This is a genomic window from Pseudomonas sp. (genome assembly GCF_026224925.1).
Taxonomy (GTDB): domain Bacteria; phylum Pseudomonadota; class Gammaproteobacteria; order Pseudomonadales; family Pseudomonadaceae; genus Aquipseudomonas.
Window position 1 is genome coordinate 1 of record NZ_JAMFRV010000784.1, and the last position, 16,305, is coordinate 16,305.

Here is a 16,305-nt window from a genome sequence, read left to right on the forward strand (position 1 = left end):
GCGTTTGATTCGATTTCGATCAAGTTGCCTCAAGCTGACGAAAGCTTGCTGCTGGATGCCCTGACCCAATTGGTTGTGCAGCACGGTATTTTACGGGTCAAAGGCTTCGCAGCAATTCCGGGCAAACCCATGCGTTTGCTGATTCAGGGTGTCGGCACCCGCTTCGACAAGCACTTTGACCGTGCATGGCGCGCCGATGAAGAGCGTGCGACCCACCTGGTGCTGATCGGTCAAGAACTCGACGCAACCGTGCTCGAAGCTCAACTGCGCGCAGCGGTTGCTGGCTGACCCATGCATTTACTGAGAACCCAGCCCGGCGGATTTGTCCCGGACGATAGCATTGCGGATTTGGGCCAAACCCCGGCCGAGCTGGTGATTCTCTGTAGCGGCGACTCGCACTTGGCGTTGCTGGCTGAAGCGGCGCAACAGTTGCCCGACGATTATCCAAGCCTGCGTTTGGCCAACCCGATGCAAGTGCAAAACCACGCTTCAGTGGATATGTACGTCGATCAGGTGCTACGGCATGCCAAGGTCATCCTGATTTCACTGCACGGTGGCATTGGTTATTGGCGTTACGGCGTCGAGCGGCTGGTGCAACTGGCTGAGCGCGGTGTGAAGCTAATTCTGGTGCCGGGCGATGACCGTCCGGACCCGGAGCTTAGTGGCTTGAGCAACGTGTCCGCGCAAGAGGGTGAGCGGCTTTGGCACTTCTTGCGTCAAGGCGGCATGTATAACGCGCTGGAGTTATATCGCTGCCTGGCCAGCTGTTGGCTGGAGCGGGATTATCCTTGGGAAGAGCCGGCGACTCTGCCACGCACCGCTATTTACCATCCGCACAAAGCCAATGCCGACCTAAGTGATTGGCAAACAGAGTGGCAGGCATCTCAACCTGTTGTGGGCCTACTGTTTTACCGATCTCATCTGCAAGCGGCCAACACCGGTTTTATCGACGTGTTTTGCGCTCGCTTGCAGGCTCAAGGACTCAACCCATTACCCATCGCGGTTGCCAGTTTAAAAGAAGCCGGTTGCCTGACCGTGGTCGAAGACCTGTTCGATCAGGTCAGCGTCGAATTGATTCTAAACACCACCGGCTTCGCTCAGTCGAGTCCTGAGTCGCCGCACCTGCGACCGTTTCGACGCAGCGTGCCGGTGATTCAAGCGATTTGCGCGCAGGACAACGAACCCGCCTGGCGGGCCAGCGAACAAGGTTTGGGCGCGCGGGACTTGGCGATGCACATCGCTTTGCCTGAGTTGGACGGACGCATCATCAGCCGCCCGATCAGCTTCAAAGACTTGGCGTGGTACAGCGAGCGCAGCCAGTCGGACGTAGTCTGTTATCGCGCTCAGCCTGAGCGCATGGATTTTGTCGCGGAACTGGCGCGGCGTTGGGTCGATTTGGCGCGGCTGCCGAATCAGCAAAAGCATGTTGCGCTGATCCTCGCCAATTACCCGACTCGTGACGGTCGCATCGGCAACGGTGTCGGTTTGGACACGCCCGCTGCGGCGCTCAATATTTTGCGTGCCATGCAGGCTGAAGGGTATCCATTGGCGCCGTTGCCAGAGAGCGGCACGGCCTTGATTCATGCGCTGCTGGGCGGCGTGACCAACGATCTTGAAACCATCGACCAGCGTCCTTGCGCGCAAAGCATGGCGTTGGACGATTATAGGGCCGCATTTAATCAGCTGCCGCTGGCGAATCAGCACGCGGTGATCGCACGTTGGGGCGCGCCGGAGACTGACCCGATGTTTCGTTCTGGGCGAATGATGGTAGCTGGACTGCGCTTTGGCATGACCTTCGTTGGAATTCAGCCAGCCCGTGGTTATCAAGTGGACGCCAGCGCGGTGTATCACGACCCGGATCTGGTACCGCCCCATGGTTATCTGGCGTTCTACTTCTGGTTGCGTAACGTGTATGGCGCCCATGCGGTGATTCACGTGGGCAAGCATGGCAATCTTGAATGGCTGCCGGGCAAAGGTGTAGGTCTGTCAGAGACGTGCTGGCCGGACGCGGTGCTGGGCGCGATGCCGAACATCTACCCGTTTATCGTCAACGATCCGGGTGAAGGCGCTCAGGCCAAACGTCGCACCCAAGCGGTGATCATCGACCACCTGATGCCGCCGTTGACCCGAGCTGAAACCTATGGCCCATTGCGCGACCTGGAAGTACTCGCTGACGAGTTCTATGAAGCGCAGTTGCTCGACCCGCGTCGCGCCCGCGAACTGCAGCGCGACATCCTCAAGCTGGTGCGCGAGACACACATTGACCGCGAATTGCAATTGAGTGAGCAGCTCGACAGCGAAGCGGATGCGGGCGTCTGGTTGCCGCGCCTGGACACGTACCTATGTGACCTCAAAGAGTCGCAGATCCGCGATGGTCTTCACGTCTTCGGGGAATCACCCAGCGGCCGATTGCGCATCGACACCTTGCTGGCGTTGTTGCGCATTCCGCGTGGTGATGGGCGCGGTGCTCAATCGAGCCTGTTGCGCGCCCTGAGCAAATCATTCGAGTTGGGGTTCGATCCGCTAAATTGCGAGCTGTCCGAGCCTTGGATCGGGCCTCGACCTACGGCGTTACTCGACATCAGTGCAGAACCATGGCGCACAGCGGGTGATGCTCGGGAGCGACTGGAATTCTATGCAGCCTGGTTGATCGAACAGGTATTAGGCGGTGTTTCTGTATCTATTCTGACTAAAAACAACGAGTTGTCGCTTATTCTTCAAGCGTTAAGTGAAGTTGTAGCGCCGCGCTTGGATGCGTGTGGGCCGGCAGAGATGCAGGGATTATTGGATGCATTAAGCGGTCAGTTCGTCCCTGCAGGACCCAGCGGTGCGCCGAGTCGCGGTCGCCTGGATGTACTGCCGACGGGGCGCAACTTCTTCTCGGTGGACGTTCGAAATCTACCGACCACCACCGCGTGGCGCATCGGTTTTCAGTCGGCAAACCTCTTGCTGGAGCGCCATCTGCAGGACCACGGCGATCACTTGCGTCAGTTGGGTTTGTCGGTGTGGGGCACTGCAACCATGCGCACCGGCGGTGACGATATCGCCCAGGCCATGGCGCTGATGGGGGTGCGCCCGGTGTGGGCCACCGGTAGCCAGCGGGTCGACGATTTCGAGATTTTGCCGTTAAGCCTGCTTGATCGGCCTCGGGTGGACGTAACGCTGCGGGTCTCAGGTTTCTTTCGCGATGCGTTCTCTAACCTTATTCGGCTGTTCGACGCGGCAGTGCAAGCCGTCGCGGCGCTTGATGAACCGGATGAGCTGAACCCGCTGGCAGCCAAGGTTCGGGAAGAGCGTAAACGCTTTGAAAGCGAAGGTTTAACCGGCGACGACGCTGCGCGCCAGGCTGGCTGGCGTATCTTCGGCGCCAAACCCGGTGCGTATGGTGCCGGTGTACAGGGTGCTATTGACGGGCGCTTATGGCAAACCCGTGATGATCTGGCCGAGGTTTATTTGAATTGGGGTGGCTACGCGTACGGCGTGGCGGATGAGGGTACGCCTGCCCGCGAGCGGTTCGCGCAACGCTTGGGGCAGGTTCAAGCCGTGCTGCAAAATCAGGATAACCGCGAGCATGACCTGCTCGACTCCAATGACTATTACCAATTCCAGGGCGGGATGCTGGCTGCCGTGGAAAGCCTCAGCGGCCAGCAGGCTGCAAGCTACCATGGCGACCACAGTCAGCCGGATTTGCCGAAGATTCGTACCCTCAAAGAAGAGCTGAATCGGGTAGTACGTTCCCGTGCGGCCAACCCGAAATGGATCGAAGGCGTCAAGCGCCACGGCTACAAAGGTGCGTTTGAGATGGCCGCTACGGTGGACTTTTTGTTCGCCTTCGACGCTACCACGCAGTTGATCGATGATCACCAATACGCATTGCTGGCCGATGCGTACCTACTAGATCCGTCGACCCGACAGTTTATAGAACAGCACAATCCGGATGCCCTGCGCGACATGACCGAGCGGATGCTCGAAGCCCAGCAGCGGGGGCTGTGGCAAGAGCCCGGTGACTACCGCGAAGCGCTGGAAAACCTGCTGCTGGACATAGAAGAAAACTGATGATTTTTGAGAGCCGCCCATGAGCGATATTGCGCATTTTCCCTTGGCCGCGGTGGTTGGCGCCGACGAACTTAAGCTGGCCCTGTGCCTAACGGCGATTGACCCGAAAATCGGCGGGGTGTTGATCGAGGGGCCGCGTGGCATGGCCAAGTCGACCCTTGCACGGGGCTTGGCCGATTTGCTTGCCAGTGGACAATTCGTCACCTTGCCGCTGGGTGCTACCGAAGAGCGCCTGGTGGGCACACTAGACCTGGATGCCGCACTCAGCGAAGGTAGGTCGCAGTTTTCCCCCGGGGTCCTGGCCAAGGCTGACGGCGGGGTGCTGTATGTCGATGAGGTCAATCTGCTGCCCGACCATTTAGTGGATGTATTGCTGGACGTCGCGGCCAGCGGGGTCAATGTGGTGGAGCGCGACGGTATTTCCCATCGTCACCCTGCACGGTTTGTATTGATCGGCACCATGAACCCTGAAGAAGGTGAGTTGCGCCCGCAACTGCTTGAGCGTTTTGGTTTAAATGTAGTGTTGAGTGGTCAAACAGCGCCTGCCGAGCGCGGGCAGATCATTCGCCGCCGTCTGGATTTCGACAGTGATCCAGAAGCGTTCTGTGCGGTCTGGACCCCGCAACAGGAGGCGCTGAAGCAGCGCTGTGAACAGGCGCGGGCGCTGCTGCCAAGCATTCCGCTGGATGACCAATCGCTGGCGCAGATCACCGAGCGCTGTTTCGCTGCGGGTGTCGATGGCCTGCGTGCAGATTTGGTTTGGCTGCGGGCTGCGCGGGCGCATGCGGCATGGCGCGGGGCATGGGGAATAATTGACGAAGATATTAATGCGGTAGCGGAATTTGCCTTGCGTCATCGTCGGCGTAACCCGCCGCCTAGCGAGGCATCTGCACCAGCGCCACCCGAGCAAAATCAACCTGCTGACCCGTCCGCGAGTGACATGCCGAAAAGTGCCGGGCAGGGCAGTTGGGGGGCGTTACCCGCGCAAGCCGTACCGATCGGCCAGCGCCGTGATGTGCCGAGCTGGCCAAAAAAGCCTTAGGCATCCGCCCTCGTGCCACGCTGAGGGCGGATGCCACGCCCCGAGCGGGTAGCTTATTGGGTGGCAATCGCGGTGGTTTGAGCGCCGGAGTCGATGGCAGTATTCGCTGGCTGCCGACCCTGTTGCGTGGCCGCCCCAAGACCGCTAAAGATCTGGTTCGTACGCCGCGCACCCGGCGTCCTCAGGAATTGTGGCTGGTGATCGTCGATGCCTCCGCCTCTACCCGGCGCCATCACGCGTTAAGTCATGCCAAAGGGCTATTGAGCCAATTATTTGATGACGCTTACCGGCGTCGCGTGCGACTGGCATTGTTGACGGCAAGCGGCAACTCGCCGCGCTGGCAACATCAGGGCCTAAAAGCCTCCGCCAGTTTGCAACCGTGGCTCGACGAATTAGGGGCCGGGGGCGGAACGCCACTTTTTGCTGCACTGGAGCAGGCTGGTCACTGGTTGGCTCTGCGGCAAAAGCAACACCCGGTTGAGCAGCAACGGCTTCTAGTGCTCACTGATGGCCGGGTAAAGGAAATTCCAGTGCTGGTCAGGCTCGAATGCCCAAGCCTACTGATTGACATAGAGTCGGGCCCCATCCGCCTGGGCAGGGCCCAGCAACTGGCTACCGCGCTAGGGGCGGACTATTGCCATATCGACAGTCTGTAGGCTTACTTCAAGCAGGCATGGTCCACGGCTTCAAATCATACCCACCTTGACTGATTTCTGCCCGCGCCTGCTCCAGCAGACTTTCCAGCTGCGCAGGGTCACGGTAAGCGCTGCTCGGGATTTGTTTGCGACCAATGCGGGTGTTAGTGCGGTCAATAACAGTCAGGCTTAGTTCGCCGTTACCGTCTTGTGGGGCCCAAGCGACGCATTGAAAAGGTTCGAATGCGTGACCAGCGATCAAAAGTGCTTCGTTAAAGCGCAGTGGGGCGTTCATGGGGTGTTCCTCTCTGTGCCCGAGAAAGTTTAATCACCGTCGGTGGGCTTACCGTTCGGCTGGTTACTTGTACTGATGACGTGAGGGGTGGTGTAAGTCACAACTCGGTGTAAAAAAATAATAAATGACTGTTTCATCTGTGAGCGCCTGCGGCCGCGTATCTCCGGGCAGATAGCCTGTTAAAACTCATAAGGGGCGACAACGGATACCCCGACACCCTTCAATTTTAGTCAGGTTTGGATATATACATATTCCCAAACAGTATAAACGCGCGTCAATGTTTTGCTACTGTTACATCCGGGCCTGCCAACATACTGTTTCATAAAGATTTATATAAATTGGCGTCAAGGAATATCTATGCATGAATCGGCTCCACTGCGTCGCCTGTTGGTAGTAGATCCTTGCGACGATTGTCATCGTTTGATCCCCTATTTGCGTGATGCAGGTTGGGGCGTGGACAGCAGTACTTTGGAGTTGGCAAGCGAGCGGACATGTGACGTCGGTCTGCTGCGGCTCATGCCTTATCACGTTGAACACCCTGAAGCGGTCAAGGAATTAATCACCCGCAGCCACACCGAATGGATCGCGGTTGTCAGTCCCGAAGACCTTCGTCGGCAGCAATTCGGCGATTTTGTGTGCGAGTGGTTTTTTGATTTCCACACCTTGCCGTTCGACGTTTCCCGAGTTCAAGTCACGCTCGGGCGCGCGTACGGCATGGCACGCTTGCGGGGGCAAGGGGCAATTCAGGTCCGTGAGCTGGAACATGAGTTACTGGGTGAAAGCCGGCCGATTCGAGAATTGCGCAAACTGCTGAGTAAGTTGGCCCCCACAGAGTCTCCGGTATTGATTCGTGGCGAAAGCGGCACCGGCAAAGAGCTGGTCGCACGTACTTTGCATCAGCAATCCCATCGCAAAGGCAAACCGTTCATTGCGATCAACTGTGGCGCAATTCCCGAACACCTTATTCAGTCCGAGTTGTTTGGGCATGAAAAAGGTGCGTTCACCGGCGCCCATCAGCGCAAGATCGGGCGCATAGAAGCGGCCAATGGTGGCACGTTATTTCTTGATGAAATCGGCGATTTGCCGTTGGAGTTGCAAGCCAATCTGCTACGGTTTCTGCAGGAAAAGCACATTGAGCGGGTAGGTGGAAGGGAACCGATTTCAGTCGACGTTCGCGTACTGGCCGCTACCCATGTAGACCTCGAATCGGCTATTTCCCTTGGCAGGTTCCGCGAGGACCTGTATTACCGGCTGAACGTGTTGCAAGTCGGTACCGCGCCATTGCGCGAGAGGCACGGTGATCTGGCGATGCTGGCCAACCACTTTGCCCATTTCTACAGCCAGGAAACAGGTCGTCGTCCGCGCAACTTCAGCCAGGATGCACTGGTTGCCATGGGCAAGCATGACTGGCCGGGTAATGTACGTGAATTGGCCAACCGGGTTCGACGCGGCCTGGTGTTGGCCGAAGGACGACAGATCGAAGCGGTGGATCTCGGCTTAGTGGGTCAACACGAAACTATCAGTACCATGGGCACCTTGGATGACTACAAGTCTCGGGCCGAGCGACAGGCGCTGTGTGATGTGCTTACCCGACACAGCGATAACCTTAGCGTTGCCGCTAAGGTGCTGGGCGTATCGCGGCCGACGTTTTATCGGTTGCTGCACAAACATCAGATTAGATGAACGCCTTGATCCATAATAAAAAGCCCGCGTTGATCGCGGGCTTTTTTATCAGGCGGTTGCTGGGACGTCAGAAGTAATACGGAAACTTGAGGCTGAATGTGAAGTCTGGCGCATCGTTGGTAAGGCCAACAGAGAGATTGGGCACGACGGTGAGTTTGTCGGACACCGCCATGGTCATGCCAATGTTGAAGTAGCCTGCGTTGGCATCGCTATTACTGATCGTCTGCCAACCTGCACCGTCCTGGTTGACCTTACTTTTCATCGCGATCAAGTCAGACACCGAGAACGACATGCTCATCTTCTCGTTCAAGGCAAATGCTATCCCTGCACCGATTTGGAACGTGTCGCCCAACTTAACCTTGCCTGGCACTTTTATCCCTTCCGTCGGGCTGATGTCGCCGAACGAATTCTGCATGTTGTAGGTGTACGCGATGCTGCCGAACAACACCGCAGGGTCAATGGTTTTAATCAACGAGAGCCCTGGCGTAATTGACCAGACCCCATTACCGGTTGGCAAACTTTGGGGCGTCGACAGGTTGTCGTTACTGCTCGACTGTTGCAACTTGATGCCATACGGGTCTTTGCCGGTAGGTGCTTTAACCCTCAGAGTAAAAATCGCGTCAGGTCTATTGGCTGTCTCATCCAGAAATTTATAAGCGACCCCTACGTTGATGTCGCCCACCATAGGGTTGCGTTTGACGTCGACCTCGGAAATGTCGGTGGTCGAGTTTCCGGCGCCGGCGGATGAGTAAGTGGTATCACGGTAGATCACAGGTACATTGAGGTCGAGCTGCCAACGCTGATCGAAGTTGTAGCGGCCGGTTAAATCCAGGGTCCAGTTATCGGCTTTGACTTGGTCCACACCGATGCTGCCAAGGAATATCGAATCCAGCGCGAGAAAACCATTGAGTATCAACTGATGGGTATCGTAGTGGGTGTACGTGAGTCCCGTTTCAAGGCTGAATTTACCACCGCCGAAGAATCCACTGGCTTCGTCGTACAGGTTGGTCACGCTTTGCGCCGGTGCCGAATCATCTTTTAGTGATTGGCCGTAAGAACTGCTAGAGGTTGACCCCGACACGCGGGCGTCGCTGCTGGCTGTGGACACGGTACTGCCATTGTTGGCGGGGGTCGCCGGTGAGCGTACCAGCCGTTTAGGCTGCTGCGTGGCTGGTTGGTCTTCGACTTGGCGAACCCGTTGCTCAAGCACCATCAATGCTTTTTGCTGCACGTCATAACGTTGTTTCAGTTCAAGAAGCTCTTGTTTCAATGTGTCTACATCGGCGTCTGTCGCCGCCTGAACACAGGTCACCGGTAACAGCGTACTCAAACAAATAACCGCACGAAACGAGAACGATCTATACATGGCAGAGCCTTCCGTGTTTGTCTTTTTTATGAGACAGAGCATAGATCAATAACCGAGAGAACGGAGGCCCTTTAATTGCTCCAAGTTATTATTCAACGAGCTTGCGGAAGGCAGATCGTTTCGTAGCACAATATTCAGTTGCGTCAAGTTTTGAACTTGGTTTCCCGCGCCGATCAAATTGACTGCCTGGGTGACGCCGCCCGAAGCAATACGTTGTAAGGCATCCCCCTGATTATTAGTGGCCTGAATTGCCAGTTGCACGCCACCGTTCACCGATGACACCGACAGTGCGCCCACGCCATTACTGCTGCTCACCGTCGAACCACTGCTCAGCAGTTGACCCTCATTCGTCGCCACTGTCGGTACTTGACCGTTTTGCTGAACATTGATGTCGACGTTATTGCTGGAACTGTTGCCATCGCCGGCGGTACGGGTGCTTTGTGCCACGCCCTGAATGGTGTTCAATCCTGCGCCACCGGTAATTGAGCCACTGCCATTAACCGGTGCAGCGCCATTGCCCTTTTGATTGATCAACGAAACGTAAAATTGCGGATTGATAGTATGTTGTTGAACTTGCAAGGTGGTTTTGGCGCCGAGTACATCGCCCGCTGCATTTTGCCAGGTGCTGGTCATCGTCATCCCGAAATAAACGATACGATCCGGCATGACGTAACGCCCGCGTAATAGCGCCAGTTCCTGATCCTTAAGTTCGATCGGTTGAAATATCGATGCGGCATGTGTTGGCAGGCTAACGACCAGGCAAGTGGCAGCTAACCAATGATAAATATTCATGTTTTGCTCCCTGTACCCTTTTTCTTATTAGAAGAGCTCTTGGAAAACCTATTAAAAGAAATCACTTTTCATAAAACCGAACTCCAACAACTCAGCATCCCTCACTGGCTTGAATGTATCGACGCGGCCTTTGGCTGTGATCGGCAGCGGCGGGTCGAGCAGGGCGTTGCTTTTGTCATAGCCCGAGCCAATGACAGCGAAAATAATTCCGTTCCAACCTTTAGCGAAATCCTCACGTGAATAGCGCTTGTGACCCAGTACCGGGTCCCCGATGTACACCCAATCTTTTACTGCCTTTTGCATTACCACGAAGTGCTTGTAGCCACGAATGTCCATCAACACCACCACCGGAATAGTCAGGCGGTCCAGGCTGTCCGCCGGGATTCGATAGCCCCGGGCACGCATGCCAATACTCTCCACATAGCGTTTCATATCGAGCATGGAGAAGCCTTGAGTGCGCACCAGGTTTTGGTCCGCAGTCACGAGCATGCCTTCAATTAATTGATTTTCGGTGACATCAAGCCAGTAGGCTTGACGCAGTACCGTGGCCAACGCGGCAGCGCCACAGCTGAAATCGGTCTTCTGTTCCACCAAATCGCTAAAGCGACGTTCGCGAATACTTTGCACGTGTTTATAAACGAGGTTTGCACCGGGCAACCCAGGGACCGCCATTTGGCCAGCTTGGGTAAGTTCTGCGAGGAATAGCAGGCAGAAAAGGGCGATTTTGCACATGGTTTTACGCCTTAGCCTTGGCGGCTATGTGAACAAATAGAGCGTCAACCCAACCAAAAAACGGGGTCCTCGAAAAGGACCCCGTTCTTGGGCGCTTACATGCAGGTTTTGCAGCCAGCCGCGATGGATAGCGAGTTGCTTTGTTGGTTGCCGATGCCTGCCGATACGTTGGCGCCGACGTTACCCGACACGCCGTTCAGCGAATTGCTCAGCGATGCGCTGTTAATCACAGGGTTTGCCCAACCACTCGGGGTCAATACCTGATAAGTCGCCACGCCGCTCAGCTCGACAGTGCCGCTTTCGGTAAAGGCCAGTTTGTCTTTGTTGCTGCGGTCATTCCCCCAGCCATGGTTCTCGTTATTAGCCACAGTTCCTTCGCCCGTACCCTTGTAGGAGCCTTTGACGTCAACGGTGTCTTTTAGGGTGACTTTGTCGTAGGTCTGGGTGGCGTAGTTGCCAACGGCGGTGCCGCTGGACGTCTGGTTTGCCGACGCTGATGCCGACGCGACCCGACCGCCAGACACTGCAATCGCCAAGTTGTTTTTCTGTTGGTTGAAGTCACCAGAGGTCACGTTAACGCCCACGTTACCCGAGCTGCTATTGGCCGAGTTGGTGAGCGAGGCGCTGCTGTGGGTGGAGTAGTTGCCCACGGCATTACTGGTGTTGGTCTGGGTCGCACTGGTAGCCGATATCGCACTGCCGAAAATGAAGCTTTCGTCTGCGGTAGCAATGGCTGCAGCGTTGTCTTGTTGGTTTGCGTCGCCGCCCGCAACGTTAATCCCCAGATTACCATTGGCATTGGAGCCAGAACTGTCCACGGTCGCGTTGTTCTGCGTGCCTTGGTTGAGGACTGTATTGTTGTGGCTGTTTTGCGAGTCCATCACAGTCGCTGCCGAGCCAGCATTGACCAGCAGGCTCAGCAACGGGCTTGGGTCATTGCTATTACCGTTATGGTCGTTGCTGCCGTGCTCGGCTGCTTGGGTGGCAACCGCCCGGAGTGATGCCAGTGCAAATGCCAAAGGCTTGAGTGCCATTGTCGATTTCATGGTGTTTCTCCATTTTTATTAGAGTGCTAAGTGTTGGAACGTTTGATGCCGTATTACGTGTTGATGAGTACGTATAGATAAGCCGTACCTGCGGATCAGTTAGATATCCGCACGCTCAGGGCGTTGACCGATTGGTTACCCACCCCGGCGCTCTGGTTCAACTGAACGACCCCACGACTGCCGGTGAAGGCCTGATCGCTGGTAGCGACCTGGCGGCTGCCAGGGGGGTGTTCAGTTGAGCCGGAGCTCTGTAACAGCGCCACGTTTTGCTGTGACAGGACGCTGTCATCGATGCTTTGCGGCTGAACACTGATGCTCAGACGCACCGCATTGATTTGCTGGTTATTGGCCCCGGATGACTGGTTGATACCCAGAATCCCGTTGCCATTGCTGAATGCGTTGCCTTCGATAATCGACCGCGCATCTCGTGTAGAGTCGGCACGGGTACTGATGTGTTGTCGGTATTGCCCAGTCGCCTGAGCTTCAGTGCCAATAGCGATGGCGCGACCGTTGACCTGTTGCTGTTGGTCGCCGGCGGCCTGGTTGAGCGAAAAGTTGCCCTGGTAATTCTGTCCAGAACTGTTGATGACGGCTTGATCCACCACCGGGCTATTTGAATCAGCCAACGCTGACGTACAGGCACACAACATTGCCAAGACCAGCAGCGAGCGTGTCATTTCATGTCTCCTGTCATCATTCGCAATGGCGCCAGGCCTTGTTGTATCGCGCCGGTCACTTGTGCGCCGATGCCGCTGGTGCTTGCGCCAGAATGGCCCGCGTTCAATCCCGGTAGCCCCTGGTCAAGCGCATTCACGCCGCGCAAATTGCCGCCAGGCATCATCAGATGGTCAATGGTTGCGCCGCTGCTGACACTGGCGAAATCGCCATCAGATAACTCGGCTGTGCCCACTGCGCCGACCACTTGACTCGACGGATTGGCATTGACGGTGGTGGGGTTTGGATCGGGGCGCATCAGCGGACGGGTAGCCACGTGGGGTTGAACAGTGCGTTCTAGAACGATCACACCGTCACCGGCCATTGCCGGCAAAATCATAAAAATGCTGGTTACGCATCCCGCTATCGCCAGGCTATATAGGCTTCTTTCGAATCGCCCCATGACTGCTCTTCCTTATTAGATTCGCTGGCCCTAATCAGCGATGCAGGAAAGAGAGCAGGAGCTATGCCGCTTTTAACTTAAGTATATAAATCAGTGGTTTGTGTGTTACGACAAATTTCTGGTAGCGTAGCTGTAACACCCTTGATACATATCCAACTGGATAGAGAGGGCATTTAGAGGCTTCAAATCGCTATAACGAACGCCAATCGAGTGTTTCATCTAGTTAACAGTTAAGGCATTTTGATGTCGGAACGGTCTGCTATGGGGCGCTGGAACGGTTCATGTGTTTCATAAATGGACAGTTGCGTTGATTTTTCAGTCTTCTCTTGCCTGATTTCCTTGGCTCAATAACTGGCTGACGGCGATAAACGCCTGTTTTTCTCTGTCGTCCCATTCACCGCTAATCACGCAGTAGGGTTGAGAGTGTGCTTGCAGCCACTGCTCGCTGGCGCTAAAAAAACCTTGGCGTTCACTCAAGAGCGGTTGGCACCGTTGGCCATCGCTGACCCACTCAACCCCTTCGGCGGCCAATAACAGGTGCAGGTCGTAGTGTCGAAGCAGCAGTTGTTGTTCCAGCCAAACCGGGCAGTCGTCAAACAACGCCTGACTCCACAACATGTTGCTCAATAGATGAGTATCAAGAATCAACAACTCTGGATTTCTTGCCCGTGCTGCGTCTTCCCAGGCCAATTGTCCGCTGGCGATGGTCGAAATGTCGGCGTAGCAGGTGTCACGCTGAACGTGCTCGATGAAATAACGCACGTGCTCACCGACCACCTCGCCACCAAAGCGCGCCTGAAGTCGAGCAGCCAACCAACTTTTACCGCTCGACTCCGGTCCCGCCAACACCACTACTTTCATCGTGCGACTCTTTCTTGGGTCAATGACAAATCGTTACGCCACTCGCGCCAGCCCTCAACGGCAATCAACATGAACAACGCGTACAGCGACGCGGTGAGGTACAGCTCTTTGTAGATGAACAGGCCTACAAAAATGACATCCAGCAAAATCCATAACGGCCAGCACTGCACACGCTTTTGCGCCATCCATACTTGGGCAACCAGGCTAAAACCGGTGAGCGTCGCGTCCAGCCAAGGTTGAGCCGCGTCGGTAAAGTGGCCCATGGTGGCGCCCAACGCCACGCTGACCAGCGCGCCGATGACCAAGCTGAGCACCACCGAACTCGTCGCCAGGTAACTGACCTGTCGCCCTTGCCGAGCCTGGCCACGCCGGGTCCACTGCCACCATCCGTACACTTGCGATACGGCGTACACCACTTGCAACAGCATGTTCGAATACAGCTTTACGTCGAAGAACACCCACGTATATATCAGCACCATGACCAGCCCGATCGGCCAGCACCAGCGATTCTGTTTCACCGTCAACCACACAGCGGTCACGCCCAGCGCAGCAGCGAACCATTCAAGTCCGGACATGACGACTCCTTGGGACAACGGAAAAAAATGCGGAGGCGATTGTAAGCGGATTGACGGACGGCGGGGGCGTTGCGGTTTATCAAAAGAGGACGCGCCTCGGATATCCGGGCGCGCTTTTACGCGTGCTTGACTGGCTTGATCAAGCTTTGTGCTGGAATGCCAAACATGTCATGCAGTTTCCAGATCATTGGAAGAGTGAGGGTGCGTTTTCCACTCAGTATTTCGTACACGCGGTTTAATCTTCCGATTGCAGGCACCAGGTCACTGACGGACAAGCCGGATTGCTCCATCCGAAACTTGATAGCGTCGACCGGAGTCGGCAAATCGACAACGTAATGCTTCGATTCATACGCTTCGATCAAGGTGATCATAACCTCAAAACGATCACCTTCTGGGGTGCCGGGTTCTGGCTCATTATCGAACAGAGTGGATACGTCTTTGAGCGCCTCTTGGTAATCTTGATCGGTGCGAATTGGGCGAATATTCATTATTTACTCCATTTCTACTGTGTCTGCATTGATGGCGTCGTACTGCCTATGGGTGCCAACAAATTTGATGTAGAGAGCGCCGAAGCGATAAGCGATTGCTACGACTAGGCGATAATCGTTGCTCTTTATGTTGAACACAACGCGTCGACTTTTAAGAATGCTCGCGTTGCGAAACTGGTTTTTTATTTCGGCAGGATTAGTCCAGGTTGTCTTTTTCGTCTCATCAATCCAAGCCAGGAATGACTGTTCTGAATCTGGATAATCTTCCCAAAATGTTTTCAGCTGGCTTATGGCGATAATTCTCATAAGCGGAATGCCAGTCCCAATTTGGGACTAGCAAAAGCCTACACCCGAAACTGCCCCAGCAACCCATTCAATTGGTCGCTAAGCGTGCGCAGTTGGGTGCTCGCCAAGCTGGAGCGTTCTGCTGCGTAGGCGGCGTCCTGCGACAGGCTTGCGGCTTGTGTGACGTTTTGGTTGATGTCTTCCACCACGTGCGCCTGTTGCAATGTGGCGCTTGCAATAGAAGCATTGAGACCGTTGAGATTACGCAATGCATGGGTGATTGAAGTGAGGCTAGCACCGGCTTGGCTAGCCTGATCAATGGTCAGTTGCGAGGCTTGACTGCTGTCGCCGATTACTTTGACTGCCGCATCGGAATGACCCTGCAGGCGCTCGATCATCACTTGGATCTCAGCTGTGGATTTTTGCGTACGTTGGGCGAGCAAACGGACTTCGTCAGCTACCACAGCAAAACCACGGCCTTGTTCTCCGGCCCGCGCTGCCTCAATCGCGGCGTTCAATGCAAGCAGGTTTGTCTGGTCGGCAATTGAGCGAATCACCTCCAACACGCCGCCAATTTGCGTACTTTCTGCAGCCAGTGTCTGAATCACACCCACCGCTTGGGTAATGGTGCTGGACAGAAGATCAATCTGGCGCAGGCTGCTGTCAATATTAACTTGGCCTTGTTTGGCTTGATTCTCTGCGTCGCGCATTTCGCTGGCGGCTTGCTCTGCGTTCTTCGCCACGTCCTGAACGCCGTAAGTCACTTCATTGATGGCTGTAGCGACCAGCTCCATCTGTTGCGATTGTTGTTTGCTATGCGCTTGCGCCTGGTTGGCATTGCTGCCCAGTTCGGTGGACGCTTGGCCAAGGGCTGCTGCGGCTTCCAGCAACTGTTGCACAACCTGCTTCAACTTGGTGGTGAACGCATTGAAGTGGGTGGCCAGTTGTGTGACTTCATCCCGGCCTTGAGTGTCCATGCTCCGAGTCAAATCACTTTCACCGCTGGCGATGTTCGCCATGGCGTCTACCGCGTCTTGCAATGGACGGACAATGCTTCTGGAAATCATGACCACCAACAATGCCATGATCAACGCAATGCCGAGGCCAACTAGCGACGCTTTCCAAACCTGAGCGTAAAACTCGTTTTGCAGGTCGTCGATGTACACCCCCGAACCTACGATCCAGCCCCACGGTTCGAACAACTGCACAAATGAGGTTTTTTCGACAGCGGTGCTGGAGCCGGGTTTCGGCCAGCGGTAATTCAGCGGGCCAGCGCCCTTATTTTTGGCGATGGTAACCATCTCGTTGAATATAAAAACGCCGTCAGCGTCC

Annotated in this window: 17 protein-coding genes; 5 read left to right on the forward strand and 12 right to left on the reverse strand. The window is 55.6% G+C overall.

Annotated elements, in window-relative coordinates; translation table 11 throughout:
- The 4 genes from M0974_RS32900 to M0974_RS32915 all read left to right on the forward strand — a co-directional run.
- Positions 1–288: GTP-binding protein (locus M0974_RS32900; RefSeq protein ID WP_297846461.1), on the forward strand; the 288-nt coding region annotated here is incomplete at its 5' end.
- A gap of 3 nt (positions 289–291) precedes the next feature.
- Entirely contained in the window at positions 292–4,056 is a 3,765-nt protein-coding gene (gene cobN, locus M0974_RS32905; protein WP_297846462.1) for a cobaltochelatase subunit CobN, read from the forward strand.
- A gap of 19 nt (positions 4,057–4,075) precedes the next feature.
- Positions 4,076–5,098, forward strand: coding sequence for an AAA family ATPase (locus M0974_RS32910; RefSeq protein WP_297846464.1), 1,023 nt, complete (start codon positions 4,076–4,078; stop codon positions 5,096–5,098).
- Between the two features lie 77 nt (positions 5,099–5,175).
- Positions 5,176–5,754 (forward strand): VWA domain-containing protein, encoded by a 579-nt coding sequence (locus M0974_RS32915; RefSeq protein ID WP_297846488.1) that lies wholly within the window; start codon positions 5,176–5,178, stop codon positions 5,752–5,754.
- Positions 5,755–5,761: 7 nt separating this feature from the next.
- Here M0974_RS32915 and M0974_RS32920 read toward each other — a convergent pair whose 3' ends face one another.
- On the reverse strand, positions 5,762–6,028 hold the full coding sequence (locus tag M0974_RS32920; RefSeq protein ID WP_297846466.1) for a hypothetical protein: 267 nt from the start codon (positions 6,026–6,028) through the stop codon (positions 5,762–5,764).
- 357 nt (positions 6,029–6,385) lie between these two features.
- Here M0974_RS32920 and M0974_RS32925 point away from each other — a divergent pair, with 357 nt between their 5' ends.
- The gene (locus M0974_RS32925) at positions 6,386–7,711 is read left to right on the forward strand and encodes a sigma-54 dependent transcriptional regulator (protein ID WP_297846468.1); all 1,326 of its coding nucleotides are present in this window, start codon (positions 6,386–6,388) and stop codon (positions 7,709–7,711) included.
- 67 nt (positions 7,712–7,778) lie between these two features.
- On the opposite strand, the gene M0974_RS32930 is transcribed toward M0974_RS32925, so the two are convergent.
- The 11 genes from M0974_RS32930 to M0974_RS32980 all read right to left on the reverse strand — a co-directional run.
- A complete protein-coding gene (locus tag M0974_RS32930) occupies positions 7,779–9,077 on the reverse strand; it encodes a hypothetical protein (protein ID WP_297846470.1) in 1,299 nt (432 codons plus the stop codon).
- Positions 9,078–9,122: 45 nt separating this feature from the next.
- Entirely contained in the window at positions 9,123–9,869 is a 747-nt protein-coding gene (locus tag M0974_RS32935; RefSeq protein WP_297846472.1) for a hypothetical protein, read from the reverse strand.
- 51 nt (positions 9,870–9,920) lie between these two features.
- Positions 9,921–10,601, reverse strand: coding sequence for a C39 family peptidase (locus M0974_RS32940; RefSeq protein ID WP_297846474.1), 681 nt, complete (start codon positions 10,599–10,601; stop codon positions 9,921–9,923).
- Positions 10,602–10,696: 95 nt separating this feature from the next.
- Positions 10,697–11,647: a heme utilization protein gene (locus M0974_RS32945; RefSeq protein ID WP_297846475.1), complete on the reverse strand. Its 951-nt coding sequence runs from the start codon at positions 11,645–11,647 to the stop codon at positions 10,697–10,699.
- A gap of 95 nt (positions 11,648–11,742) precedes the next feature.
- On the reverse strand, positions 11,743–12,324 hold the full coding sequence (locus tag M0974_RS32950; protein WP_297846476.1) for an adhesin: 582 nt from the start codon (positions 12,322–12,324) through the stop codon (positions 11,743–11,745).
- Positions 12,321–12,701: a hypothetical protein gene (locus M0974_RS32955; RefSeq protein ID WP_297846478.1), complete on the reverse strand. Its 381-nt coding sequence runs from the start codon at positions 12,699–12,701 to the stop codon at positions 12,321–12,323. Before M0974_RS32955 ends, M0974_RS32950 begins: the two co-directional genes overlap by 4 nt.
- A gap of 378 nt (positions 12,702–13,079) precedes the next feature.
- Entirely contained in the window at positions 13,080–13,625 is a 546-nt protein-coding gene (locus tag M0974_RS32960; protein WP_297846479.1) for an AAA family ATPase, read from the reverse strand.
- Positions 13,622–14,200, reverse strand: coding sequence for a nicotinamide riboside transporter PnuC (gene pnuC / locus M0974_RS32965; RefSeq protein ID WP_297846481.1), 579 nt, complete (start codon positions 14,198–14,200; stop codon positions 13,622–13,624). Before pnuC ends, M0974_RS32960 begins: the two co-directional genes overlap by 4 nt.
- 116 nt (positions 14,201–14,316) lie before the next feature.
- Positions 14,317–14,688 carry a transcriptional regulator gene (locus M0974_RS32970; RefSeq protein WP_297846483.1) on the reverse strand — a complete coding sequence of 124 codons (372 nt, stop codon included), beginning with the start codon at positions 14,686–14,688 and terminating at the stop codon, positions 14,317–14,319.
- 3 nt (positions 14,689–14,691) lie between these two features.
- On the reverse strand, positions 14,692–14,994 hold the full coding sequence (locus M0974_RS32975; RefSeq protein ID WP_297846485.1) for a type II toxin-antitoxin system HigB family toxin: 303 nt from the start codon (positions 14,992–14,994) through the stop codon (positions 14,692–14,694).
- Positions 14,995–15,032: 38 nt separating this feature from the next.
- The coding region (locus M0974_RS32980; protein WP_297846486.1) for a methyl-accepting chemotaxis protein at positions 15,033–16,305 on the reverse strand (1,273 nt) is incomplete at its 5' end.

Bases quoted from the DNA above. Each gene is read 5' to 3' on its own strand.
- cobN (WP_297846462.1), top strand. From the start codon at position 292: ATGCATTTACTGAGAACCCAGCCCGGCGGATTTGTCCCGGACGATAGC.
- M0974_RS32910 (WP_297846464.1), top strand. From the start codon at position 4,076: ATGAGCGATATTGCGCATTTTCCCTTGGCCGCGGTGGTTGGCGCCGAC.
- M0974_RS32920 (WP_297846466.1), bottom strand. From the start codon at position 6,028: ATGAACGCCCCACTGCGCTTTAACGAAGCACTTTTGATCGCTGGTCAC.
- M0974_RS32925 (WP_297846468.1), top strand. From the start codon at position 6,386: ATGCATGAATCGGCTCCACTGCGTCGCCTGTTGGTAGTAGATCCTTGC.
- M0974_RS32930 (WP_297846470.1), bottom strand. From the start codon at position 9,077: ATGTATAGATCGTTCTCGTTTCGTGCGGTTATTTGTTTGAGTACGCTG.
- M0974_RS32935 (WP_297846472.1), bottom strand. From the start codon at position 9,869: ATGAATATTTATCATTGGTTAGCTGCCACTTGCCTGGTCGTTAGCCTG.
- M0974_RS32940 (WP_297846474.1), bottom strand. From the start codon at position 10,601: ATGTGCAAAATCGCCCTTTTCTGCCTGCTATTCCTCGCAGAACTTACC.
- M0974_RS32945 (WP_297846475.1), bottom strand. From the start codon at position 11,647: ATGAAATCGACAATGGCACTCAAGCCTTTGGCATTTGCACTGGCATCA.
- M0974_RS32950 (WP_297846476.1), bottom strand. From the start codon at position 12,324: ATGACACGCTCGCTGCTGGTCTTGGCAATGTTGTGTGCCTGTACGTCA.
- M0974_RS32955 (WP_297846478.1), bottom strand. From the start codon at position 12,701: ATGATTTTGCCGGCAATGGCCGGTGACGGTGTGATCGTTCTAGAACGC.
- M0974_RS32960 (WP_297846479.1), bottom strand. From the start codon at position 13,625: ATGAAAGTAGTGGTGTTGGCGGGACCGGAGTCGAGCGGTAAAAGTTGG.
- pnuC (WP_297846481.1), bottom strand. From the start codon at position 14,200: ATGTCCGGACTTGAATGGTTCGCTGCTGCGCTGGGCGTGACCGCTGTG.
- M0974_RS32970 (WP_297846483.1), bottom strand. From the start codon at position 14,688: ATGAATATTCGCCCAATTCGCACCGATCAAGATTACCAAGAGGCGCTC.
- M0974_RS32975 (WP_297846485.1), bottom strand. From the start codon at position 14,994: ATGAGAATTATCGCCATAAGCCAGCTGAAAACATTTTGGGAAGATTAT.